The following is a 23,726-nucleotide window of genomic DNA, read 5'->3' as shown; positions in this document are numbered from 1 at the left end:
TAGGTTCAACGGGCGCCGCCGCCCCCGCCGGTTCTCAGATGCGGACGCCGAACTGGAACGGCATGTTGTTGATGGACTCGAAACGCACGACCGTGCCGGTGCGCGGCGCGTGCAGCACCTGGCCGTTGCCCGCGTAGAGGCCCACGTGGTGCAGGTCGCCGTAGAAGATGACGAGGTCGCCCGGCTTGAGCTGGCTCATCGACAGGCGCGTGCCGGCGTAGGCCTGGGACTGGGAGGTGCGCGGTATGGACGCTCCCGCCTGCGCGTAGGCCCAGGAGGTGAGGCCGGAGCAGTCGTAGGAGCTCGGGCCGGTGGCGCCGTAGACGTAGGGCGCGCCCAGCTTGGTCCTGGCGGCGGCGAGAGCCGCGGCGGCCAGCCCCGAGGCCGGCGCGTCGTTGCCCAGGTCCACCCGCTGGCTGGCGCGGTTGGCGCGGTTCTCAGCTGCGGCCAGGGCCGCGCGCTGGGCTGCGGTCAGCGTGTTGAGCAGCTGCCGCGCCTTGGCGAGCTTCGCCTGGACTTCCTTCTTCTTCTTGCCCAGTTCGGCGCGGGTCTCGTCGAGCTCGGCGAGCTTGCCCGCCGCCTCCGCCTTCTGCTGGTTGAGGGTGCGCTTCTTCTCCGCGATCTGCTTGAGCGCCTCGGTCTGCTTGGTGCTCAGCTGGTCGAGAGCGGACGCCTGCTCGAGGAAGCTCTCCGGGTCGGAGGAGAGGAAGAGCTGCAGCGACGGGTCGATGCCGCCGCTGCGGTACTGGGCGCTGGCCAGGGTGCCGAGGTCGTCCTGGAGGTCGTTGAGCTCGGACTGCTCGCGGGCCACCTCGTCCTGCAGGTTCTCGACCTGCTTCTGGAGCTTCTCCTGCTTCTCCTTGGCGCCGTTGAACTTCTCGGTCGCCTGCTCGGCCTGCTCGTAGAGGGCGTCGACCTGGGCCTTGACGCTCTTCACGGACGGCTTGGCGGGAGCGGCCTGGGCGGCCTGCGAGGACAGGGCGACGGCTGCTGCGGCGGTCGCGGTGAGCACGGTGACACGTGTGCGACTGGCCTGCTTGGAACGACGGTGGGACGCCACTCGGGCGAGCTCCTTCTTCCTCCAGCCGCCTGCCGCTTGCATCGGGAACAGAGTTCCCCGGCTCCGAGCGCCGGCGACCCCCGTCTACGCGCGGCACATCAGATCGGCGGGACCTCCGCCGCCATCCGGGATGGATGACCGACTGGGCAGAGGTTCGAGCCATGACCCTAGTGACCATCTTGTGATCGGATCAAATCCCTGAAGGAAAAAAGTCGCTCGGCTGCGTTTTCTTTACGCACATCGCACATGCAGTGATGAGAAGTTGACGCTGAGTCCACGGGCGGCGCCCCACACACTCCACGGATGTGCTCCAGGTCACACCCGGGCAAGTCGCTTCAGCAGCAGCCTGGACGCGACCGGGCGGGCGCCGGCCCGGGCCACACCATCAGCAACTTCGCGATCGGAGGAAACCACCACAATCGGACGACCGGGAGGTTCCGCCCGAACCAGACGGCGGATCAACTCGTCCGCCGTCTCACCGGACTTGCTGAACAGCACCCGCACCCCGCGCGGCGGCGCCAGCAGCACCGGGGCGTCCAGATCCGCCCCGTCGAAGACGCAGGTGACCTCGGAGCCGCTCTGCGCCGCCAGCACCGCCAGGCCGCCCAGCAGCCGCAGCCGCTGCTTCTCCAACGGCAGCGCCGGATAACCCGTCTTGGTCACGTTGTAGCCGTCGACCACCAGATGGGACTGGGGCAACGCGAGCAACTGGTCCAGCAGCGCCGGGTCGTCCTCGGACAGGGCGCGCCGCGCGATGTCCTTCGGACTGATCGCCCCCGGCTTCACCGCGTCCACGCTGTCCGCGGGGCGGGCGCCCAGGGTGTCGCGCGGCGGCAGCGCCAGTTCCCGGCGCAGCCCTGAGGCGGCGTCGAGCACGGTGTCCAGCAGCAGCCGCAAACGCATCTCCTCCGCGCTGCGGCCCTCCCGCGCCGCCCGCCGGGAGGACTCCACGGCCTGCTCGGCCTCGGCCAGCCGGGCCCTCAGCCGGCGCGCCTCGCCGTCCGCCGTCGCCTTCTCCGCGGCAGCGGCCGCGCGCGTCTCGTCCAGTTCGGCCTCGACTTTGCGCAGCGCGGCCTCGGCCCGCTTGACGTCGCTCGCCGCGCTGCGCAGCTTGCGCTGCAGCGACTCGGCCTCCTTGCGGGCCGCCTCCAGCTCGGTACGCAGCCGCAGCGCCTCGGTACGGCCCTGGGCCCTGGCCTCGTCCAGCTCCGCCTTCAGTTGGCGCAGCTCGCGCTGCGCCTCCTCGCCCGCCCGTTCGGCGCTGACCCGCTGGGCCTCCTCGCCCGCCGCGGCCACCAGCTTGGCCCAGCCCGCGGGACGCAGCAGGTACGCGGCGGCCGCCACGTCCAGCGGGTCGACCGCCGGGGGCGGGGCGCCGGCGTCCAGCACCTCGCACAGCTGCGGCTCGGACTCGCGCAGCCGGGCGCCCACCCGCTGCCGGAAGGCCGGATCGCCCTCCAGCGCCGTGGCCAGCGCGGTCGCGGCGAACTTGGCGCGGCGGCTCGGCGTGAACCGGGCGTACGGGCGCAGCACCGCGGGCAGCTCGGCCGGGGTCAGCCCGCCGAACGCCTCCGCCGCGAGGGCGACCACGCGGTGCCGTACGCCCTCGGGCAGCGGACGGTCCAGCGACTCGCCGTGGGCGGACGCCTCCGGCGCAGCCAAGGACTCGGGCACGGCACTTTCGTCGCCGCGGCCCGGGCTACCGCCGGTCCCGTCCACCCGTCACTCCCGTCCAGTCCGTGGGCGCCTCCCCGGCCTCCTTCAACCTCTCCGGCCGCGCCGCCTTCCTCCATTGTCCCCGGCGGCGCTCAGGCCTGCGTCGCCGCCGCCGCGTCGGGGCGGTCGACCAGCTCGACCTGGTCCACGGCGTTGCACCAGCGGCAGCGCACCGATTCCACGGTCTCGCTGACCACCTCGCGCTCCTCGACCGTGGGCTCGCCCGCCAGGTCCAGGTGGATGTACTCGACGACCTTGCTGGAACGGGTGACGTCGAACCGGGTCAGGTTGCCGCACAGGGTGCAACGCCAGCGGGTCGTGGCGGTCGGCAGGGGCACCGGCATCGGTCGTCTCCTCGGGTCGCGCAGATGCGTTCCGGTCACCCTACGGCCTAGGTGGTCCCGCGCGCTGCGGCGAGGCTCCCCGCGACCGTTACACCCGTTCCGTCATGATCGGTCCATGCTCATCCCGGTGTACGACAAGAACCCAGGCCCTCGCACACCCGTGGTGACGTACGCACTGATGGCGCTGTGCGGGGTGGTCTTCCTCATCAGCCCGTTCTCCGGACTCAACCTCGTGTACGGCACGGGCCACGACCTCCTGTGCGCCCAGGCCGAGTACCTCGCCCGCTGGGGAGTCATCCCCACCGAGCTCTGGCACGGCCGGATCCCCCTGGCCGAGGTGCCGATGCCGACCGGCTGCCCTTCGCTGCGGTCCTTCGCCGCCCCGCCGTTCGGGTCGGTGCTCACCGCGCTGTTCGTGCACGGCGGTTGGGTCCACCTGCTCGGCAACATGCTCTTCCTCTGGGTCTTCGGCGACAACGTCGAGAACCGCATGGGCCGCGTCCGCTTCCTGCTCTTCTACCTCGCCGCCGGCTACCTGGCGACGTACGGCTACGCGCTCGGGCACGCCTCCTCCACCCAGACCCTGGTCGGCGCGTCCGGGGCGATCTCCGGGGTGCTCGGCGCCTACCTCTGCCTCTACCCCAAGGCCCGGGTGACCAGCGTCTTCCCCTTCCTCTTCTTCCTGCCGCTGCGCTTCCCCGCCTGGATGGTGCTGATCTTCTGGTTCGTCCTGCAGTGGCTCGCCGGCGCGATCCAGCAGACGGGTCCTGGGGTGGCCTACCTCGCCCACATCACCGGCTTCGTCTTCGGCTTCCTGTGCGCGTGGGTCTGCTACCGCGCAACGCCTAAGCTTGAGCCCGCAGCCAGGGCGACCCGAGGAGACCTCCAGCCGTGATCACCGCGATCGTGCTCATCAAGACCAGCGTCGACCGTATCCCCGAGATCGCGGAGTCCATCGCCGCGCTCGACAGCGTCAGCGAGGTCTACTCCGTCACCGGGACGTACGACCTGGTCGCCATGGTGCGGGTGGCCCGGCACGACGAACTCGCGGACGTCATCCCGGGCCGGATCAGCAAGATCCCCGGCGTCGAGGCCACGGACACGCACGTGGCCTTCCGCACCTACTCCCAGCACGACCTCGAGACCGCCTTCGCCATCGGCCTGGACGCGTAGCCGGCGCGGCGCCGCAGGCGGAGCCCGGCCGGGCGGCTCAGCCCCGGTCCCGTTCGGGCACGCAGCGGCCGCCCTCGGTGCGGTAACGCCACTTGGCGCCCTCCGCCACGAGCTCCCGCACCGCGTCGACGAAGCGTTCCACATGCTCGTCGGGGGTGCCCACGCCGAAGGAGACGCGGATGGCGTTGAGCGCGGGGTCGCCGGGAGCGGCCTCGGGTGCCCCGCACTCGCCCGGCTCGCCGCCGCCCGCTCCGAGCAGCGTGCGCACCAGGGGATGCGCGCAGAAGAGGCCGTCGCGGACGCCGATCCCGTACTCCGCGGAGAGCGCCGCCGCGAAGTTGGAGCTGTTCCAGCCCTCGACGACGAAGGAGACGACGCCGACCCGCGGGGCGTCGTCGCCGAAGAGCGAGAGCACCTTCACCTCGGGCACCTGGGCCAGTCCGGCGCGCACCCGGGCGAGCAGGGCCTGCTCCCGCTCGACCAGCCGGTCGAAGCCGGCCTCCGTCAGGGCCCGGCACGCCGAGGCGATCGCGTAGGCGCCGATCACGTTGGGCGAGCCGGCCTCGTGCCGGGCCACGGTGGTGTGCCAGTCGACGTCCACCCCGCCGTCCGTGCGCCGGGCCACCCGGCGCGAGGCGCCGCCGCCGGCCAGGTAGGGCTCGGCCTCGGTCAGCCAGTCGGCGCGGCCGGCGAGCACTCCGGAGCCGAACGGCGCGTAGAGCTTGTGCCCGGAGAACGCCACCCAGTCCACGTCGAGGTCGGCGATGTCCACCGGGTGGTGCGGGGCGAGTTGCGCCGCGTCCAGCACGATGCGGGCGCCATGGGCGTGGGCCGCCGCCGCCAGTTCCCGGACCGGCCAAATCTCGCCGGTCACGTTGGACGCCCCGGTCACACACACCAGGGCGGGCCCGTCCGCCACCCCGGCGGCCAGGGCCCGCCGCAGCGTCGCCACGGCCTCCCCGGGGGTACGGGGAGCGCCCAGGTAGGTGACCTCGGCGTTCCGCCACGGCAGCAGGGACGCGTGGTGCTCGGTCTCGAAGACGAAGACGTTCGTGCCCGCCGGCACGGCGGCGGCCAGCAGATTCAGTGAGTCGGTGGTCGAACGGGTGAAGACCACCTGGTCGCCGGGACGGCAGCCGAGGAACTCCGCGACCGTCGCCCGGCTCTGCTCGAACAGGTCCGTCGACAGCTGCGAGAGGTGCCCGGCCCCGCGGTGCACGCTGCCGTAGTAGGGCGCGTAGGCCGCCACGTCGTCCCAGACCCGCTGCAGCGCGGGGGCGCTCGCCGCGTAGTCGAGGGCGGCGTAGGGCACTTCACCCCCGGTCACGAGCGGCACGAGGACCTCGCGCCCCAGGACGGGCAGCGGGGCGTGGACGGACGAGGGCAGGGCAGCGCTGAGGGACATGGCGAAGTCTCCTGTGAACAGGGTGAAGTGAGTCGACGTCAGTGGTGACGGAACAGCCCTCGGCACAGCGGGCGGCGCACGCCCGGGGAGGGAGGGGAGGCGGCTGGGGGCCCTGCAGGCCCTAGCGCATTCGCATGCTCATGGAGGAACTCCTCTGACCGCGCTTGCCGCAGACCTCGCTGCCTGCGGCCTGGTCATCACCCGGGGCACCCCGCCACGGAAGGAGGGTTGCCGGACAGCGGGCCGGGGCCGTTTCGCTGTCACTCGTGACCTGCGCAGCATGATGCCACACGGGCAGGACGCCGCAACCCTCGGTCCGCATCCCGGACGTGCTCCGCACGCGCATGCGCTGTGCGGACGGCCCGCACGGGCCCCGGGGACGCCCCGGCGCCCGCAGGGCGCATCCGGCCGGGAGACAGCCCCGTACGGTGTGCGCGGCGGCAGAACGGCGGCGTGCGGTGACCCGGCCCCGCCCCCGCCCGGCGCATCCCGGGACCGCTTTCTACGCCGTCACGCGCCTGGCCCGTGACCTCCTCGCTCACCTCGACGAGGCCGCCGGGCCCAGGTCGGCGACTCGGCGATCAGGCCTGCGTGGTGCTGGAGCTCACCAGCGTGATCATCCGGACTGACGACAGAGCGGACATGCTCCAGCGTGGCAGCGCAGCTCAAGCAGCCTGCGACGCATTCGTCACCGATGCCGGCGCCGTTCTGCACGGATCAGCACCCCCGGACGTGTCCGGATGAACGGGGAGAGGCGGGTCGAGTGCTCGCCGCGGCCGCCCCCTACGCGTGCGTCGCCGCAGCCCAGCGCTCGAGCGTGCGGGCGGCCGCGCCCGAGTCGATCGACTCGGCCGCCCGGACGACACCGGCCGCGATCCGCTCGGTCAGCGGACCGTCCGCACTCTCCAGCGCCACCAGCGCGGCGGCCGAGTTGAGCAGCACGGCGTCGCGGACCGGGCCGGTCTCACCTGCCAGCAGCCGCCGGGCGACGTCGGCGTTGTAGGCGGCGTCCGCGCCCCGCAGCGCCTCGATCGGCACCAGTTCCATGCCGACGTCGCGCGGGTCGAAGGACTCCTGCTCGACCTTCCCGTCTCGCACCACCCACACCTGGGACGTGGCCGTGACGGTGAGCTCGTCCAAACCGTCGTCGCCCCGGAAGACCAGTGCGGAGGAGCCGCGGCGGGCCAGCACGCCCGCGATCAGGCCGGCCATCCTGGTGTCGAAGCACCCCACGGCGGAGGCGCCCACGCGCGCCGGGTTGGTCAGCGGGCCCAGGATGTTGAACGAGGTGGGGACGCCCAGGTCGCGGCGGGCCGGGGCGGCGAACCGCATCGCGGGGTGGAACTTCGCGGCGAAGCAGAAGGTGATCCCGGTGTCCTCGGCGACCTCCGCCACCCGGTCGGTGGGCAGGCCGAGGTTGATGCCGAGCTTCTCCAGGACGTCGGAGGCGCCACTGGCGCTGCTGGCCGCCCGGTTGCCGTGCTTGACGACCTTGGCACCCGTGCCGGCGACGACGATGGCGGACATCGTGGAGATGTTCACCGTCCTGGCACGGTCGCCGCCCGTGCCGACGATGTCCACGGCCGGGCCGGGGATGTGCAGCGGCTGGGCGTGCGCGTACATCGACTCGACGAGGCCGGTGACCTCCTCGACGGTCTCCCCCTTGGCCCGCAGGGCCACCATGAAGCCGGCTACCTGCGCGTCCGAGGCCTCGCCGCTCATGATCCGGTCCATCGCCCACGCCGCCTCCGCGGCCGTCAGGTCGCGGCCGTTCAGCAGCGCGTTCAGGACGTCGGGCCAGGAGCCGCCCGCCACTGATGCGCCTCCGGCGGGGTTCACAACGCTCATGGTCCACTCCATGGGGTCTGACGTACGGCGGGACACCTTCGGCTCCAGCCTATCGGCGCGGGGGGAACGGGAAAGGGCCCCGTCCATCGGATGGACGGGACCCTGCCCGGTGGCACAGCTTCAGTGATCAGTGGTGACCGTGGCCGCTCGTGATCTCCTCGTACTCCTCGACCGTGGCCTTGGGGATCTGCGTCCCCTCGCCGTAGTAGCCGCGGGACAGCTTCGCGCGGAGCTTCGCCGTGGGACCGACCTTCTTCTCCACGCCGTTCTCGTCCACCTCGGGACCGATGTCGAGCGGCTTGGGCTGCTCGTGCTGGGTGAGCTTGAACAGCGCGCCCTGCTCCAGCGGCTCGTGGATCTCGATGAACTCACCGTGCGGGAGCCGCTTGATGATGCCGGTCTCGCGACCGTGCAGCACCTTGTCGCGGTCGCGCCGCTGCAGACCCAGGCAGATCCGCTTGGTGATGAAGAAGACCAGCACCGGCAGCACGAAGAACGAGATCCGGACCACCCAGGTGATCGCGTTGATCGACAGGTGGAAGCGGGTCGCGAACAGGTCGTTGCCGCCACCGACGAGCAGGATCAGGTAGAGGCTGATCCAGGCGGCGCCGATGCCCGTGCGGACGGGACGGTTGCGCGGGCGGTCGAGCAGGTGGTGCTCGCGCTTGTCACCGGTGACCCAGGACTCCAGGAACGGGTAGACGCCCATGAAGCCCAGGACCAGCGGGAAGACCATCAGCGGGATGAACACGCCCAGCACGAGCGTGTGGCCCAGGAAGTCGATCTCCCAGCCCGGCATGATGCGGATCAGGCCCTCGGAGAAGCCCATGTACCAGTCGGGCTGGGCGTCGGTGGACACCTGGTCCGGCCGGTACGGGCCGTACGCCCAGACCGGGTTCACGGACACCAGCGCGGAGATGGCCGCGATGACGCCGAAGACGATGAAGAAGAAGCCGCCCGCCTTGGCCGTGTAGACCGGGAACAGCGGCATGCCGACGACGTTCTTCTCCGACTTGCCGGGGCCGGGGAACTGGGTGTGCTTGTGGTAGAAGACCAGGATCAGGTGGGCCACCAGCAGGCCCGCCATGATGCCCGGGATCAGCAGCACGTGGATCGTGTAGAACCGCGGCACGATGTCGGTGCCGGGGAACTCACCGCCGAACAGGAAGAACGACAGGTACGTGCCCACGATGGGCACGGAGAGCACGGCGCCCTCCATGAAGCGGATACCCGTGCCCGACAGCAGGTCGTCCGGCAGCGAGTAGCCCATGAAGCCGTCGAACATGCCGAGGAACAGCAGCAGGAAGCCGAAGACCCAGTTGATCTCGCGCGGCTTGCGGAACGCACCGGTGAAGAAGATGCGCATCATGTGCACGAGCATCGCGGCCACGAAGACGATGGCCGCCCAGTGGTGGATCTGCCGGACGAGCAGACCGCCGCGCACGTCGAAGCTGATGTGCAGGGTCGACGCGTACGCCTCGGACATCGTGATGCCCTGCAGCGGCGCATAGGAGCCGTCGTAGACGACCTCGTTCATCGCCGGGTGGAAGAACAGCGTCAGGTAGACACCGGTCAGGATGACGATGATGAAGCTGTAGAGGGAGATCTCGCCCAGCATGAAGGACCAGTGGTCCGGGAAGATCTTCCGCAGGTTGGCCTTGGCGAGGCTGTAGATGCCCAGCCGGCCGTCGGCCCAGTCGGCGACGCGTTCGCCGGCGGGCGCCTTGCCGCGCGGCTTCGCGCTCGCGCTCGTGTTGGTGCTCATCCACGCTCCCAAAAGGCAGGGCCCACGGGCTCTTCGAAGTCGCCCAGCGCCTCGAGGTAACCCTCGCCGTTCACGCTGATCTGCAGCTGCGGCAGCGCGTGACCGGCGGGGCCGAAGATCACCCGGGCACCGTCGGACAGGTCGAACGTCGACTGGTGGCACGGGCAGAGCACGTGGTGCGTCTGCTGCTCGTAGAGGCTGATCGGGCAGCCGACGTGGGTGCAGATCTTGGAGAACGCCAGGATGCCCTGGTGCGCCCACTCGCGGGACTTCTTGTCCTTGATGTCGTCCGGCTCGATGCGGACGATCATCAGGGCCGCCTTGGCGAGCTGCTCCTGGTAGTCGTGCTGCTCCTCCTCCAGGCCCTCGGGCACGGCGAAGGTCAGCGAGCCGACGGCCACGTCCTCGGGACGCAGCGGCTTGTTGGTGTTCTGGTTGATCAGCAGCCGGCCCTTGGACCACAGCGTGTGGCGCAGCTTGTCCTCCGGCAGCGGGCCGAGGTCGCGCAGCAGGAACACCCCGGAGAGCGGCACGAGGGTCAGCGCGCCGAGCATGGTGTTGCGGATCAGCTTGCGGCGCCCGAACTGGCTCTCGCCGGCGCCGGTGGCGAAGTCGGCCATGACCTTGGCCTTGACCTCGGGGCTCGCCTCGATCGGGTGACGGTCGTCGGCGACCTCGACGTCGGACATCAGCGTGCGGGCCCAGTGGACCGCGCCGGCGCCGATGGCGAACAGCGAGACGCCGAGGGTCATGCCCAACGCGAAGTTCAGCGCGCTGATGTGACCCAGCGGCCAGATGTAGACGATCTTGTCGATCGGGATGACGACGAAGCTCGCGATGAAGGCCAGCGTGGCGAGCATCGACACCGTGAACAGGAGCGCGACCGTGCGCTCCGAAGACTTCGCGGCCTTCTCGTCGATGTCCTGGCGACGCGGCTGGTGGGCCGGCAGGCCCGGGTCCGCGAACGGGTTGTCCGCGGTCGCGACCTGGCCGCCGCCCTCGTGTGCCGGCCTGGCCGGCAGGTTCTCTTCTGACATGTCCTGACTCATGACTTCTTCGCCTTGGTGGTGTGGGCCGCGAGCCAAATGGCACAGGCGATCAGGGCCCCGAGGCCGAAGATCCAACCGAAGAGACCCTCGGTGACCGGGCCGAGGCTGCCCAGCGACATACCGCCGGGGCTCGGCGATCCCTCGCCGTTGACGGCGTTGAGGTACGCGATGATCTCCCGCTTGTTCTCCTCCGGCATCGTGGTGTCGGGGAAGGACGGCATGTTCTGCGGGCCGGTGAGCATGGCCTCGAACAGGTGCTTGTTGCTCACGCCGTCGAGGGTGGGCGCGTACTTGCCGTTCGTCAGCGCGCCGCCCTTGCCCTGGTAGTTGTGGCACTGGGCGCAGTTGGTGCGGAACAGCTCCCCGCCGCGCGCGGCGTCGGCGCCGGACGGGTCGAACTGCTCCTCGTCGGGCGCGACCGGGCCGGGGCCCAGCGAGGCGATGTACGCCGCGAGCTGGTCGATCTGCTTCTGGGTGTAGATGACCTTCTTGCGCGGCACCTGGGCGCCGGGCTGCTGGGCCGGCATGCGGCCGGTGCCGACCTGGAAGTCCACGGCCGCGGAGCCGACGCCGACGAGGCTCGGGCCGTCACTGCTGCCCTGCCCCGACGTACCGTGGCAGCTGGAGCAGCCCACGGCGTACAGCTTCTTGCCCTCTTCGATGGCGAGGGACTGGGAGCTGTCGTCGGCCTGCGCCTTGGGCGCCGGCGCGAGCGCGGCGTACAGCCCCCCGATGGCCGTGAGCGCGACAAGTAGGACGACAAGCGCCGCCAGCGGGTGGCGCCGTCGTGCGGAGAGCTTTTTCACGGATTACCCCGGTGTCAGGATCTCTTGCGTCGATGGTTCTGGATGTCGTGGCCGTGTGCGCGTCTCGCGCGTGCGTCCGACTACTTGATCAGGTAGATCGTGGCGAAGAGGCCGATCCAGACGACATCGACGAAGTGCCAGTAGTAGGACACGACGATGGCCGCGGTGGCCTGCTCGTGGGTGAACCGCCGTGCCGCGTAGGTCCGTCCCAGGACCAGCAGGAAGGCGATGAGACCACCCGTCACGTGCAGACCGTGGAAGCCGGTGGTCAGGTAGAACACCGAACCGTAGGGGTCGGAGGAGAGCGAGAGCCCGTGCTCCTTGACCAGGTTGGTGTACTCGAAGATCTGACCGCCGATGAAGACCGCGCCCATGACGAAGGTCACGACGAACCACGAGCGCAGCTTCTTCACATCGCCGCGCTCCGCGGCGAAGACACCCATCTGGCAGGTGAAGGAGGAGAGCACGAGGATCGTGGTGTTCGTCGCCGAGAACGGGATGTCCAGGAAGTCGGCGTGCGCCTTCCAGTACTCGGCACCCGTCACCGAGCGAAGGGTGAAGTACATCGCGAAGAGGGCCGCGAAGAACATCAGCTCGGAACTCAGCCAGATGATGGTTCCGACGCTGGTGAGGTTCGGCCGGTTGACCGACGGGTGCGCGTGCCCGGTTTCTACTGCTGTTGCTGTCGCCACGCCCGACATTATGTCGGTCGCTTATCCCGCGCTCACTCCGGGGGGTGCCATTCGGTGTGTCAAGGCCCTTGAGGTAGGGAAGGGCGTCGCTCGAAGGAGCTAACCCTCCTCGAAGCCCCTTGCTCGGGAGTAAGGTTCGGCCACAGGCAGGCGACTCCACGAGGGCGAGGAGGCACGGATGCAGACGACCGCGACGGTGCTGGTCTACAGCGACGACAGGAACACCCGGGAACAGGTCCGTCTGGCCGTCGGCCGCCGCCCGGCGAGCGACCTGCCGCCGGTCGAGTACCAGGAGTGCGCGACCCTCCCGGCCGTCCTCAGCGCGCTGGAGCACGGCGGCGTCGACGCCTGCGTGTTCGACGGCGAGGCCGTCCCCGCCGGCGGCATGGGTGTGTGCCGTCAGGTCAAGGACGAGATCTTCCGCTGCCCGCCGGTGCTGGTGCTCATCGGGCGTCCCCAGGACGCCTGGCTGGCCAGTTGGAGCCGGGCCGACGCGGCGGTGAGCCACCCGGTCGACCCGGTCGAGCTGAGCGAGGCTCTGACGGGGCTGCTGCGGCAGCGGCTGGCCGTCGACGCGTAGCGTCACATCTCGGGCCGCAGTCGGGCCTCAGGGGCGTCGGTACGGTCGGCCACGGCCGGGTCGGCGCCCTTGCGCGTTCCCGTCGCGCTTCCCTTGCGCCACTCGCTCCAGGACAGGTTCCAGTCGCCGAAGCCGTTGCCGAAGGCGGGCATGTCCTCGCCCAGGCTGTTGACGACCGACACCACGTCGCCGACGCGCACGTTGTCGAAGAACCAGCGGGCGTTCTCGGTGCTCATGCCGACGCAGCCGTGGCTGACGTTGGCGATCCCCTGCGAGCCCACCGACCACGGCGCCGCGTGCACGTACTCCCCGCTCCAGGTGACGCGGGTGGCCCACTGGACGGGCAGGTCGTAGGACTCGGAGCTGCCGGAGGCGATGCCGACGGTCTCGCTGCGCATCCGCACGTTGGCCTCCTGCCCCAGCACCACCTTGATGCCGTTGCGGGTGGAGAAGCCGGGCTTGCCGGTCGTCACCGGGATGGTGCGGACGAGCTTGCCGTTGCGCTTGAAGGTCATGGTGTGCGCGGCGGCGTCGGTGACGGCCTCGATGCGGTCGCCGGTGCGCAGGGTCAGCGGCTTGACATCGGCCCCGTAGAGCGAGCCCTTGATGTGCACGTCGTCCAGGGTGCTGCGCACCTCGATGCGGGCGTTCGCGGGCCAGTAGGTGCGCGGGCGGTAGTGCAGGGTCTTGTCGTCGACCCAGTACCAGGCGCCCTCGTCGGCCGCCGGCGAGGCGTTGACGTGCAGGTTGCGCTCGACCACGCTCCGGCTGAGGGTGTCCTTGACGGCGGTGCTCAGCTCGGCCGTGATGGGCTGGCCGACGCCGTAGGTGCCGCTTTCCGGGCCGAAGGTGACCTTCAGGTGGCGTTTGGTCCCGGTGGTGTCGACGGTGAGCGTCTTGCGTCCCTGACGGCCCTTCGCGTCCTCGGTGGTCACCTTCACGACGTAGTGGGTCGCGCCGGAGAGCTTCGACGTGCTGCGCCAGCGCTTGCCGTCCGCGGACAGCCGCCCGCCCACATAGCGTCCCGAGCCGTCGGAGGCCGTCACATCGGTGATGCGGTTGCCTTCACCCTTGACGGTGATCTCCAGCGGCTTCTTGGGGTCGGCCTTCTTCGACCCGGTGACTCCCCCGGTCCACACGACCTGGCCGACCGCGTCGTAGGGGGCGTTGGCGAGGGGGTCGCCGCTGCCCGTACAGGAGGCCAGCGGCGCGGAGAGTGTCACTGCGACGATCGCGGTCGCCATGCGGCGCGGAGAAAAGTGACCCATGGTCACCACGCTAAGCACCGGCGATCTCCGGCGCCCGTCGAGCGCGTACGAACGGGCGACGGCCCGGACCCCTGCCGGGGTTCCGGGCCGTCGCCGTGCGGTACGTGGACGCGGGGCGCTCACTGGGTGCGGTTCTCACCCCTGTAGTACTCGAAGACCCAGCCCCACAGGCCGACGAGGATGAAGGGGGACGAGAAGTAGATCAGCCACCAGCCGAAGATGATGCCCAGGAAGGCCAGGGCGCCACCGAAGGCCAGCAGCAGCGGCTGCCAGCTGTGCGGGCTGAAGAAGCCCAGCTCGCCGGAGTCGTCCGCGACGTCCGCGTCCTCGCGGTCCTGGGCGCCGGTGTCGGCGCGCCGGGCGGTGAAGGCCAGGTAGAAGCCGACCATCACGGCGAGGCCGAAGGAGAGGAAGAGCGCCGTGGTGCCGACCGGCTCCCTGGACCACAGGCCGTACACGATGGCCATGCCCAGGAAGAAGACGGACAGCCACAGGAAGAGCTTGCCCTGGAACTTCACTTGCCGCTCTCCTTCTCGTCGCCGCCGGAGACGGCCGGGGCCGCGCCGACGTTCTCCAGCTGGTCCAGGGCGGCGATCTCCGGGTGGTGGAGGTCGAACGCCGGGGATTCGGACCGGATGCGCGGCAGCGTGAGGAAGTTGTGCCGCGGCGGCGGGCAGGAGGTCGCCCACTCCAACGAGCGGCCGTAGCCCCACGGGTCGTCGACCTCGACCTGCTTGCCGTACTTCGCCGTCTTCCACACGTTGTAGATGAACGGCAGGATCGACAGGCCCAGCAGGAAGGAGCTGATGGTCGAGATGGTGTTCAGCGTGGTGAAGCCGTCCGCGTTCAGGTAGTCCGCGTAGCGGCGGGGCATGCCCTCGGCGCCCAGCCAGTGCTGGACGAGGAAGGTGCCGTGGAAGCCGATGAACAGCGTCCAGAAGGTGATCTTGCCGAGGCGCTCGTCGAGCATCTTGCCGGTGAACTTCGGCCACCAGAAGTGGAAGCCGGAGAACATCGCGAAGACGACCGTTCCGAAGACGACGTAGTGGAAGTGCGCCACCACGAAGTAGGAGTCCGAGACGTGGAAGTCCAGCGGCGGCGAGGCCAGGATGACACCGGTCAGACCACCGAAGGTGAAGGTGATCAGGAAGCCGATCGCCCAGAGCATCGGTGTCTCGAAGCTCAGTGAGCCCTTCCACATCGTGCCGATCCAGTTGAAGAACTTCACACCGGTCGGCACCGCGATCAGGAAGGTCATGAAGGAGAAGAACGGCAGCAGCACACCACCGGTGACGTACATGTGGTGGGCCCACACCGTCGCCGAGAGGCCGGCGATGGAGATCGTCGCCGCGATGAGGCTGACGTAGCCGAACATCGGCTTCCGGGAGAAGACCGGGATGACCTCACTGATGATGCCGAAGAACGGCAGCGCGATGATGTACACCTCTGGGTGCCCGAAGAACCAGAAGAGGTGTTGCCAGAGCAAGGCGCCGCCGTTGGCGGCGTCGAACACATGCGCGCCGAACTTGCGGTCGGCCTCCAGGGCCAGCAGCGCGGCGGCCAGCACCGGGAAGGCGAAGAGCACCAGCACACCGGTGAGCAGCACGTTCCAGGTGAAGATCGGCATACGGAACATCGTCATGCCGGGAGCGCGCATGCAGATGATCGTGGTGATGAAGTTGACCGAGCCGAGGATCGTACCGAAACCGGAGAACGCCAGACCCATGATCCACAGGTCGCCGCCGATGCCCGGGGAGCGGACCGCGTCGGTCAGCGGGGAGTAGGCGAACCAGCCGAAGTCGGCGGCGCCCTGCGGGGTGAGGAAGCCGGCGACGGCGATCAGCGAGCCGAACAGGTAGAGCCAGTAGGCGAACATGTTCAGCCGCGGGAAGGCGACGTCGGGCGCGCCGATCTGGAGCGGCATGATCCAGTTCGCGAAGCCGGCGAAGAGCGGGGTCGCGAACATCAGCAGCATCACGGTGCCGTGCATCGTGAAGAGCTGGTTGAACTGCTCGTTCGACACCACCTGCGTGCCGGGGCGGGCGAGTTCGGCGCGCATGACGAGCGCCATCACGCCACCGATGAGGAAGAAGAAGAACGACGTCGCCAGGTAGAGCGTGCCGATCGTCTTGTGGTCGGTGGTGGTCAGCCACTTGACGACGACGTTGCCGGGCTGCTTGGTGCGGACCGGCAGCTCGTCCGCGTACACGTCGCCGTGCGCGGCGGCCGCACCGTGGGGTTCGTTGAGAATGCTCACTGGGTCTTGGTCTCCGCGTTCTTGGCGTTGCCCGTGGTGGCAATGCCTGCCGGGACGTAACCGGTCTGGCCCTTGTCCGCCAGGTCCTTCAGGTGCTGCCTGTACTCCTCGGGGGAGACGACCTTGACGTTGAAGAGCATCCGGGAGTGGTCCACGCCGCACAGCTCGGCGCACTTGCCGACGAAGGTGCCCTCCTTGCTGGGGGTCACCTGGAAGACGTTGGTGTGGCCGGGGATGACGTCCATCTTCATCAGGAAGGGGACCACCCAGAAGGAGTGGATGACGTCACGCGAGGTGAGGACGAACCTGACCGACTCGCCCTTGGGGAGCCACAGCGTGGGGCCCGGGTTGCCGGTGTCCGGGTTCCGCGTCGCCGGCGTGCCGTAGTCGTAGACGCCGTCGGCGCCCGCGGGGGCGTCCAGCTTCTTCGCGGGGATCGAGGACAGCTCCGCGGGCACCGTGCCGGCCGCCGGCGTCGACGGGTTGCCGTCCACGTCCTCGACGTAGTTGAAGGCCCAGCTCCACTGGAAGCCGACCACGTTGACGACGTGGTCGGGGCGCGCCGAGGTCTCCAGCAGCTTGGACTCGTCCCGGGCGGTGAAGTAGAAGAGCACCGAGATGATGACGAGCGGGACCGTGGTGAAGAGCGCCTCGATCGGCATGTTGTAGCGGACCTGGGGCGGGACCTCCACCTTCGTGCGGCTGCGCCGGTGGAAGAAGATGCTCCAGATGATCAGACCCCACACGAGCACGCCGACCGCCAACGCGGCGGCCCAGGAGCCCTGCCAGAGGGACAGGATTCGCGGTGCCTGCTCCGTGACGGGGCTGGGCATGCCGAGGCGGGGGAAGTCCTCGTATGTGCAACCGGTGGCGGTCGCAAGGACCAGGCCCGCGGCCAGCGCCTGCGGCAGAATCCGCCGCATCGGGCGCCGCGACGAGCGGTCGGAGCCGTAGGGACTCACGTAGCGCCTTCCCGAGAGTCTCGCCCACGCGTCCGGATGCCCGGCCTGTGCTGGTCGGTCGCCCTGGCGCGGGCAGTGGTGTGGATGTTTATGCGGACCAAACCCTACTGGACTCGATTTTGGGGCGCGCGGGGAGGGGGGCCAACGCGCCGGGGCGGCCCCCGAAGGGGTGTCGGGCACCGCTCCGCACCTGCGGAGGGCCCCGTTTCGGGGGCTTTTGACTGGTCCCCAGACGCTCGCCGGGGCACCGGGGCGTAGCGTTCACCACGTGCCCTACTTCGACGCCGCGTCCGCCGCACCGCTGCATCCCGTCGCCAGGCAGGCCCTCCTCGCCGCCCTCGACGAAGGGTGGGCCGACCCCTCCCGGCTCTACCGCGAGGGGCGCCGCGCGCGGCTGCTGCTCGACGCCGCCCGGGAGGCCGCCGCGGACGCCGTCGGGTGCCGTCCGGACGAACTCGTTTTCACTCCTTCGGGTACACGTGCCGTCCACGCGGGAGTGGCCGGGGCGCTCGCCGGCCGGCGCCGGGTGGGCCGGCATGTGGTCGTCTCCGCCGTCGAGCACTCCTGCGTGCTGCACGCGGCGTCGTACACGGTGAACCACGCGCAGGGCGGAGAGGACGCCGACGTCACGCAGGTCGGCACCGACCGCACCGGACTGGTCGACGCGGGCGCCTTCGGCGCGGCGCTGCGCGAGGACACCGCGCTGGCCTGCCTGCAGTCCGCCAACCACGAAGTCGGCACGGTGCAGCCGGTCGAGGAGGTCGCGGAGCTGTGCCAGGCGGCGGGTGTGCCGCTGCTGGTCGACGCCGCCCAGTCGCTGGGCTGGGGAGCGGTGCCGGGGAGCTGGTCGCTGCTGGCGGCGAGCGCCCACAAGTGGGGCGGGCCGTCCGGGGTGGGTCTGCTGGCGGTCCGCAAGGGAACCCGCTTCGCGTCCCAGGGACCCGCGGACGAACGGGAGTCGGGCCGCGCGCCCGGCTTCGAGAACCTCCCCGCGATCGTCGCCGCGGCCGCCTCCCTGCGGGCGGTGCGCGCCGAGGCCGCGGCGGAAGCGGCGCGGCTGTCCGCCCTTGTCGGCCGCATCCGTGCCGCGGTGCCCGAACTCGTCCCGGACGTCGAGGTGGTGGGGCACCCCGAACTGCGGCTGCCGAACGTGGTGACCTTCTCCTGCCTCTACGTGGACGGCGAGGCCCTGCTGCACGAACTGGACCGGGAGGGCTTCTCCGTGTCCTCGGGGTCCTCGTGCACGGCCAGCACACTGACTCCGAGCCATGTGCTCAAGGCGATGGGCGTGCTCTCCGAGGGGAACGTGCGGGTCTCGCTGCCGGCGGGGACGGAGGCGGGGGACGTCGACCGCTTCCTCGAGGTGCTGCCCGGCGTGGTGCGTGCGGTGCGCGAGCGGCTCGGCGCGCCGACGCCGGGGTCAGGGCCGGCGGCGCGCCCGTCCGCGAAGGAGGCGGTCGAGGAGGAGGGCGGGCCGGATCTCGTCGTGGACTCCCTCGGCAAGCGGTGCCCGATTCCGGTCATCGAGCTGGCGAAGGTCATCGGGGACGTGCCGGTGGGCGGGATCGTGTCGGTGCTCTCCGACGACGAGGCCGCCCGGCTCGACATCCCGGCGTGGTGCGACATGCGCGAGCAGGAGTACCTGGGCGCCGGGTGGGCGCGCACAGCTGTATGGCACGCTCGGCCTCCGGCCTGGTGCGGGGGCCCACGGGTGGGCGCGGCTGTGCGCAGCCGGTCCCCCGCGTCCTCACCGAGGCCCTCGCCCCGGGGCGCGCGCCGCCGCGGGGGGGCGGTGCGACCGGGACGCGAGGCGCCCGCCCCGACGCCACCGCCCCGGGTCCCCTGCCGCTCGGCCGTCGGCGCGGGAGGACGCGTACGCCATCGCATCCGAGGTGCGGCGCGCACGCACCCCGATCGCTTTTCCGGCGCCCGCCCCGACCGCCATGTCCGCCGCCGTGCCGCCCCTCCCGGGCGGCCGCGGTGGGAGGCGACCAGGCGGCCGACCTCGCAGCGCCTCAGTGAAGGTGCGCGCGGACCTCCTCGGCCGCGTCCTCGCCGTAGGCCTTGGTGAAGCGGTCCATGAAGTGAGCCCGCCGCAACTGGTACTCCTGCGTGCCGACCGTCTCGATCACCAGCGTCGCCAGCATGCAGCCCACCTGGGCCGCCCGCTCCGCACCCACGCCCCACGCCAGACCCGAGAGGAAACCCGCCCGGAAGGCGTCGCCGACGCCGGTGGGGTCGACCTTGGCCTCCTCCTCCGGGCAGCTCACGACGATCGGCTCCTCGCCGGCCCGCTCGATGCGGACGCCGCGCGAGCCGAGCGTGGTGACGCGGGTGCCGACCCGGCCGAGGATCTCGGCGTCCGTCCAGCCGGTCTTGGACTCGATCAGGCCCTTCTCGTACTCGTTGGAGAAGAGGTAGGCCGCGCCGTCGAGCAGTATCCGGATCTCGTCGCCGTTCATACGGGCGATCTGCTGCGAGAAGTCCGCCGCCCACGGGATGCCGCGGGAGCGGCACTCCTCGGTGTGGCGCAGCATCGCCTCGGGGTCGTCGGCGCCGATGAGCACGAGGTCGAGGCCGCCCACGCGGGCGGCGACGGAGTGCAGCTCGATGAGGCGGGCCTCGCTCATGGCGCCGGTGTAGAAGGAGCCGATCTGGTTGTGGTCGGCGTCCGTGGTGCAGACGAAGCGCGCGGTGTGCAGCACCTCGGAGATGCGGACGGACGCGGTGTCCACGCCGTGCCGGTCGAGCCAGGCGCGGTACTCGTCGAAGTCGGAGCCGGCGGCGCCGACGAGGATGGGCCGGACACCCAGCTGGCCCATCCCGAAGCAGATGTTCGCACCGACGCCACCGCGGCGTACGTCGAGCGTGTCGACCAGGAAGGAGAGGGAGACCGTGTGCAGCTGATCGGCGACGAGCTGGTCGGCGAATCGGCCGGGGAAGGTCATCAGGTGGTCGGTGGCGATGGAGCCGGTGACTGCGATACGCACGGCTGGGATGCTCCTGCGGAGGCGGGCGGCGGACGGTACCTGTCCACGCTACCGGCTGGGCCGGGGGGCGCCGACTAGGGAAAACTACCCGATAGTAGGGCTTTCTCCCCTCACCTCGGGTCCCTATGGTCGTGTCTATGACCACTCCTCTTCGCGCCGCTCCCCTCCTCGACGACCCCGAGTCGCTCGCGGAGCTGGTCGGCGACTGCCGCAAGATGGCCGCGCACTGGGAGGTCTCCGCGCAGGACGCGTCCGCTCCGGTCAGCCCGGCCAGTCTGCGCGGGATCACGGTGCCGGCCGCGTCGTCGCATGTCGTCGAGGGCATGGCGGAGTACGCCGACTGATCGGAACCGCGAGGCGCTCCTGCCCGTCCAAGCGACGTCCCTCCGGCCGCCCGGCCGGGACGTCGCCGGCTGTGCCGGCTGAGCGGAGCCGAAGGAGCCATCGTGGAGAGCGAGCCGACGCGACCGCACCGCCGCCGGAGCAGGTCATCGTGGGCGGTGACGGCGGTGGCGGCCGCCGTGCTGGCCGCCGGGGGCGGCGGAGCCTACTGGGCCTCGTCGGCGGCGGACGGCGCCGTGCCGCGCGGCTCGGGCGGCAGCGGGGGCGCTTCCCCTCGGCCGCTGGAGCTCGATGGCGCCGGCCGCGATGCGGGTGTCGACCTCACCGTCCGGGGCGACCTGCCCGACGGCCCGTCCTCCGCGGCCGTGCGGCTCCCGGGTGACGTGTCGCGTGCCGCGGTGGTACGGCTGGCGCGCGCCCTTGATGTGCCGGGGACGGTGACGTCCGACCACGGCGTCTGGAAGGCCGGCGGCACGCCGGACGGCGGCGGGCCGGTGCTCCGGGTCGGCAAGGAAGCGCCGGGCGCCTGGTCGTACGCCTACTACGGCGGCGCACCCCGCGAGGGCCGCGCCCCGGTTCGGGAGGATCTCGCGGTACCGGCGGCGCAGGCGCTGCGCGTGGCGGCACCGGTCTTCGCGGCGCTCGGGCTGCAGGACGCGCGAACGGACGCGCGCGAGGTCTCGGGGGTGCTGCGCACGGTCACCGCGGACCCGCGGCCGGCGGGGCTGCCGACGCACGGCTGGCGGTCGGCGGTCCTGGTCGCCTCCGACGGGCTGCTGGTCGCCGGGCACGGCATGATGGCGCCGCTCACCAGGGGCGACACCTATCCGGTGGTGTCGGCGAAGGAGGCCTTGAAGCTGCTCGAGCGCCCCGGCGCGGGCGGTGACCCGGGAATCGGCTCCTGCCCGACCGTGGTGCCGAAGCACCCCCGCGGGTCCGGCGACGGGCCGAGGCTGCCGGAGGTGCTCCCCTGCCTGCCGACGGCGCACCGGCAGCTGGAGGTGCGCCGTGCCGAGTTCGGCCTGTCGGCGCAGCAGGTGGCCGGGCGGCTCGCCCTGGTGCCGTCCTGGCTCTTCGAGGTGGCGCGAAAGGGCGAGACGCGCACCTCGGTGCTGGCCCAGCCCGCCGTGGACCCGGCCCATGTGCGCGGCGGCGGCGCCTCTCCCGCGCCGACGAGGCCGGTGGCGCCGGTCGTCTCGCCGGTGAAGGTGGAGTCGTACAGCGCCGAGGGCACGGAGCTGACACTGCGCTTCTGGGGCGGGGTGTGCAGTCGCTACACGGCTTCGGCCGACGAGTCGGGCGCGGTGGTGACGGTGCGGGTGACAGGGGTGCAGGAGGACCCGGGGAAGGCCTGCGTCATGGTCGCCGAACGCTTCACGCGCACGGTCCGCCTCGATGCGCCGCTGGGCGGCCGCAAGGTCGTCGATCTCTCCGACGGCAGCACGGTGCCGGGGAAGTGACGGCGCCCGGCCCGAGGCGTCAGGACACGCCGAGGACGGCGAGCACCGTGGGTGCCCGCCGTCCTTGCGCGGGGCTCAGTGGAACGAGTCGCCGCAGGCGCAGGAGCCGGTGGCGTTCGGGTTGTCGATCGTGAAGCCCTGCTTCTCGATCGTGTCGACGAAGTCGATGGAGGCGCCGCCGAGGTAGGGGGCGCTCATACGGTCGGTGACCACCTTCACACCGCCGAAGTCCTTGACGACGTCGCCGTCGAGAGAACGCTCGTCGAAGAACAGCTGGTAGCGCAGGCCGGAGCAACCGCCCGGCTGGACGGCGACGCGCAGCGCGAGGTCGTCGCGGCCTTCCTGCTCGAGCAGGCTCTTGACCTTGGAGGCCGCCGCGTCGGACAGGATGATGCCCTCGCTCTGGCTGGTCTCGTCCTGAACCGTCATCTGATCCACTCCCGGGTTGTACGGATGCTGCCACAACAGTGAACCGGTGGCGTCCCGGATTCATTCCTCCGGGTCCGATGGGTGTTCGCGCCCTCCATGCTCGCACACCGGACCCGCTTCGGGTAATGCGTCACACTGACGCGAGGGGCCATCGTCATTCTGACGCGAACGGGTTATGATAGATAGCGTCAAATAGACGAAAAGGTTGAGCCGCAGTTCCGCAGAGAAAGGGCTTCGGGCCCGTGACCATCACATCCGAACCGCTGGACGTCCAGCCGACCCCGCTCGCCCTGCTCCTCCTGGGCCGCGAGTCCGACCCGCGCAGCGAACGCGGCGTCGACTGTCCCGGCGACCTGCCCGCCCCCTCTGACCCGGACCTGGTGGAGCGCGCCCGTGCCGCCAAGGCCAAGCTCGGCGAGAAGGTCTTCGTCCTGGGCCACCACTACCAGCGCGACGAGGTCATCCAGTTCGCCGACGTCACCGGCGACTCCTTCAAGCTGGCGCGGGACGCGGCCGCCCGGCCCGAGGCCGAGTACATCGTCTTCTGCGGCGTGCACTTCATGGCCGAGTCGGCGGACATCCTGACCTCCGACGCCCAGCAGGTGATCCTCCCCGACCTGGCGGCCGGCTGCTCCATGGCCGACATGGCCACCGCCGAGCAGGTCGCCGAGTGCTGGGACGTGCTCACCGAGGCCGGCGTCGCCGACGTCACCGTGCCCGTCTCCTATATGAACTCCTCCGCCGACATCAAGGCCTTCACCGGCCGGCACGGCGGCACCATCTGCACCTCCAGCAACGCCCAGCGGGCCCTGGAGTGGGCGTTCCAGCAGGGCGAGAAGGTGCTCTTCCTCCCCGACCAGCACCTCGGCCGCAACACCGCGGTCCGGGAGATGGGCTTCTCGCTGGAGGACTGCGTCGTCTACAACCCGCACAAGCCGAACGGCGGAGTGACCGCCGAGCAGCTGCGCGACGCGAAGATGATCCTGTGGCGCGGCCACTGCTCGGTGCACGGTCGCTTCTCGCTGGACTCGGTCGAGGACGTGCGCGCCCGCATCCCCGGCGTCAACGTGCTGGTGCACCCCGAGTGCAAGCACGAGGTCGTCGCCGCCGCCGACCACGTCGGTTCGACCGAGTACATCATCAAGGCCCTGGAGGCGGCCCCGGCCGGCTCGTCGTGGGCGATCGGCACCGAGCTCAACCTGGTGCGCCGGCTGGCCAAGGCGCACCCGGACAAGCAGATCGTCTTCCTCGACAAGACCGTGTGCTTCTGCTCGACCATGAACCGGATCGACCTGCCGCACCTGGTGTGGGCGCTGGAGTCGCTGGCCGACGGCAAGGTCGTCAACCGCATCCAGGTCGACCGGGAGACCGAGCACTTCGCGAAGCTCGCGCTGGAGCAGATGCTCGCCCTGCCGTAGGGGCAGGACGGGCGCATGATCCTGCGCCCGCCGCGCGGCACCGACGAGGACGCCGACACGGTGGCGGTCGTGGCCGCCGCCGCGTCGGCGCCGCCGACGCCCTGCCGGCGGCAGCCCGCCCGAGCGGACGCCTCCCGAGGCGGCCGCCCTGCGACGCACCGC

Annotated in this window: 21 protein-coding genes, 1 pseudogene and 1 riboswitch; of the genes and pseudogenes, 7 read left to right on the top strand and 15 right to left on the bottom strand. The window is 70.8% G+C overall.

What is annotated here, in order from left to right; translation table 11 throughout:
* Nucleotides 1-34: 34 nt before the first annotated feature.
* The 3 genes from ACRWND_RS05405 to ACRWND_RS05395 all read right to left on the bottom strand — a co-directional run bounded on the left by ACRWND_RS05405 (nt 35) and on the right by ACRWND_RS05395 (nt 3,120).
* Entirely contained in the window at nt 35-1,060 is a 1,026-nt protein-coding gene (locus ACRWND_RS05405) for an NlpC/P60 family protein (RefSeq protein ID WP_431946447.1), read from the bottom strand.
* Between the two features lie 315 nt (nt 1,061-1,375).
* Nucleotides 1,376-2,734, bottom strand: coding sequence for an NYN domain-containing protein (locus tag ACRWND_RS05400; RefSeq protein WP_431946445.1), 1,359 nt, complete (start codon nt 2,732-2,734; stop codon nt 1,376-1,378).
* Nucleotides 2,735-2,868: 134 nt separating this feature from the next.
* Nucleotides 2,869-3,120 carry a hypothetical protein gene (locus tag ACRWND_RS05395; RefSeq protein ID WP_431946444.1) on the bottom strand — a complete coding sequence of 84 codons (252 nt, stop codon included), beginning with the start codon at nt 3,118-3,120 and terminating at the stop codon, nt 2,869-2,871.
* 115 nt (nt 3,121-3,235) lie between these two features.
* Here ACRWND_RS05395 and ACRWND_RS05390 point away from each other — a divergent pair, with 115 nt between their 5' ends.
* Nucleotides 3,236-4,015: a rhomboid family intramembrane serine protease gene (locus ACRWND_RS05390; protein WP_431946442.1), complete on the top strand. Its 780-nt coding sequence runs from the start codon at nt 3,236-3,238 to the stop codon at nt 4,013-4,015.
* Nucleotides 4,012-4,293 carry an Lrp/AsnC family transcriptional regulator gene (locus ACRWND_RS05385; RefSeq protein ID WP_018557042.1) on the top strand — a complete coding sequence of 94 codons (282 nt, stop codon included), beginning with the start codon at nt 4,012-4,014 and terminating at the stop codon, nt 4,291-4,293. The genes ACRWND_RS05390 and ACRWND_RS05385 overlap by 4 nt, the downstream gene beginning before the upstream one ends.
* Before the next feature lie 37 nt (nt 4,294-4,330).
* On the opposite strand, the gene ACRWND_RS05380 is transcribed toward ACRWND_RS05385, so the two are convergent.
* The 6 genes from ACRWND_RS05380 to ctaE form a co-directional block, all read right to left on the bottom strand.
* Nucleotides 4,331-5,698: an aminotransferase class V-fold PLP-dependent enzyme gene (locus tag ACRWND_RS05380; RefSeq protein WP_431946439.1), complete on the bottom strand. Its 1,368-nt coding sequence runs from the start codon at nt 5,696-5,698 to the stop codon at nt 4,331-4,333.
* A 155-nt stretch (nt 5,699-5,853) separates the two neighbouring features.
* Nucleotides 5,854-5,970, bottom strand: a riboswitch (SAM riboswitch).
* 511 nt (nt 5,971-6,481) lie between these two features.
* Nucleotides 6,482-7,546, bottom strand: coding sequence for an anthranilate phosphoribosyltransferase (trpD, locus tag ACRWND_RS05375; protein ID WP_431946437.1), 1,065 nt, complete (start codon nt 7,544-7,546; stop codon nt 6,482-6,484).
* A 127-nt stretch (nt 7,547-7,673) separates the two neighbouring features.
* Nucleotides 7,674-9,311, bottom strand: coding sequence for a cytochrome bc1 complex cytochrome b subunit (qcrB, locus tag ACRWND_RS05370; protein WP_431946435.1), 1,638 nt, complete (start codon nt 9,309-9,311; stop codon nt 7,674-7,676).
* Entirely contained in the window at nt 9,308-10,348 is a 1,041-nt protein-coding gene (gene qcrA / locus ACRWND_RS05365) for a cytochrome bc1 complex Rieske iron-sulfur subunit (RefSeq protein WP_431946433.1), read from the bottom strand. The genes qcrB and qcrA overlap by 4 nt, the downstream gene beginning before the upstream one ends.
* An 8-nt stretch (nt 10,349-10,356) precedes the next feature.
* Nucleotides 10,357-11,166: a cytochrome bc1 complex diheme cytochrome c subunit gene (gene qcrC / locus ACRWND_RS05360; protein WP_431946431.1), complete on the bottom strand. Its 810-nt coding sequence runs from the start codon at nt 11,164-11,166 to the stop codon at nt 10,357-10,359.
* An 80-nt stretch (nt 11,167-11,246) separates the two neighbouring features.
* Nucleotides 11,247-11,867 carry an aa3-type cytochrome oxidase subunit III gene (gene ctaE / locus ACRWND_RS05355; RefSeq protein ID WP_431946429.1) on the bottom strand — a complete coding sequence of 207 codons (621 nt, stop codon included), beginning with the start codon at nt 11,865-11,867 and terminating at the stop codon, nt 11,247-11,249.
* A 169-nt stretch (nt 11,868-12,036) separates the two neighbouring features.
* Here ctaE and ACRWND_RS05350 point away from each other — a divergent pair, with 169 nt between their 5' ends.
* Nucleotides 12,037-12,438: a hypothetical protein gene (locus ACRWND_RS05350; RefSeq protein WP_431946427.1), complete on the top strand. Its 402-nt coding sequence runs from the start codon at nt 12,037-12,039 to the stop codon at nt 12,436-12,438.
* A gap of 2 nt (nt 12,439-12,440) precedes the next feature.
* Here the strand turns inward: ACRWND_RS05350 and ACRWND_RS05345 are convergent, their stop codons facing one another.
* From ACRWND_RS05345 to ctaC, 4 genes are all read right to left on the bottom strand, one after another.
* Nucleotides 12,441-13,706, bottom strand: coding sequence for an Ig-like domain-containing protein (locus ACRWND_RS05345; protein WP_431946425.1), 1,266 nt, complete (start codon nt 13,704-13,706; stop codon nt 12,441-12,443).
* A 119-nt stretch (nt 13,707-13,825) separates the two neighbouring features.
* Nucleotides 13,826-14,224: a cytochrome c oxidase subunit 4 gene (locus ACRWND_RS05340; RefSeq protein WP_431946423.1), complete on the bottom strand. Its 399-nt coding sequence runs from the start codon at nt 14,222-14,224 to the stop codon at nt 13,826-13,828.
* Nucleotides 14,221-15,963, bottom strand: coding sequence for an aa3-type cytochrome oxidase subunit I (ctaD, locus tag ACRWND_RS05335; protein ID WP_431946421.1), 1,743 nt, complete (start codon nt 15,961-15,963; stop codon nt 14,221-14,223). The genes ACRWND_RS05340 and ctaD overlap by 4 nt, the downstream gene beginning before the upstream one ends.
* On the bottom strand, nt 15,960-16,925 hold the full coding sequence (gene ctaC, locus ACRWND_RS05330; protein WP_431946419.1) for an aa3-type cytochrome oxidase subunit II: 966 nt from the start codon (nt 16,923-16,925) through the stop codon (nt 15,960-15,962). The genes ctaD and ctaC overlap by 4 nt, the downstream gene beginning before the upstream one ends.
* A 268-nt stretch (nt 16,926-17,193) precedes the next feature.
* Here ctaC and ACRWND_RS05325 point away from each other — a divergent pair.
* Nucleotides 17,194-18,573: pseudogene (locus ACRWND_RS05325) on the top strand (cysteine desulfurase/sulfurtransferase TusA family protein); the annotation flags it as partial.
* Between the two features lie 367 nt (nt 18,574-18,940).
* Here ACRWND_RS05325 and ACRWND_RS05320 read toward each other — a convergent pair.
* Entirely contained in the window at nt 18,941-19,915 is a 975-nt protein-coding gene (locus tag ACRWND_RS05320) for a carbohydrate kinase family protein (protein WP_431946417.1), read from the bottom strand.
* Between the two features lie 137 nt (nt 19,916-20,052).
* Between ACRWND_RS05320 and ACRWND_RS05315 the strand changes: the two genes are divergently transcribed.
* Complete coding sequence (locus tag ACRWND_RS05315) at nt 20,053-20,259, top strand: hypothetical protein (RefSeq protein WP_431946416.1); 207 nt, start codon at nt 20,053-20,055, stop codon at nt 20,257-20,259.
* A gap of 102 nt (nt 20,260-20,361) precedes the next feature.
* Nucleotides 20,362-21,717, top strand: coding sequence for a hypothetical protein (locus ACRWND_RS05310; protein WP_431946414.1), 1,356 nt, complete (start codon nt 20,362-20,364; stop codon nt 21,715-21,717).
* Nucleotides 21,718-21,792: 75 nt separating this feature from the next.
* Here ACRWND_RS05310 and ACRWND_RS05305 read toward each other — a convergent pair whose 3' ends face one another.
* On the bottom strand, nt 21,793-22,146 hold the full coding sequence (locus ACRWND_RS05305; RefSeq protein WP_431946412.1) for a HesB/IscA family protein: 354 nt from the start codon (nt 22,144-22,146) through the stop codon (nt 21,793-21,795).
* Between the two features lie 242 nt (nt 22,147-22,388).
* Here ACRWND_RS05305 and nadA point away from each other — a divergent pair, with 242 nt between their 5' ends.
* Complete coding sequence (gene nadA / locus ACRWND_RS05300; protein WP_431946410.1) at nt 22,389-23,564, top strand: quinolinate synthase NadA; 1,176 nt, start codon at nt 22,389-22,391, stop codon at nt 23,562-23,564.
* Nucleotides 23,565-23,726: the final 162 nt, after the last annotated feature.

It is taken from the genome of Actinacidiphila sp. bgisy167, from assembly GCF_965342175.1.
Lineage (GTDB): Bacteria > Actinomycetota > Actinomycetes > Streptomycetales > Streptomycetaceae > Actinacidiphila.
Note: the sequence above shows the minus strand (reverse complement) of the source record. Positions and strands in the feature narration are given on the sequence as shown.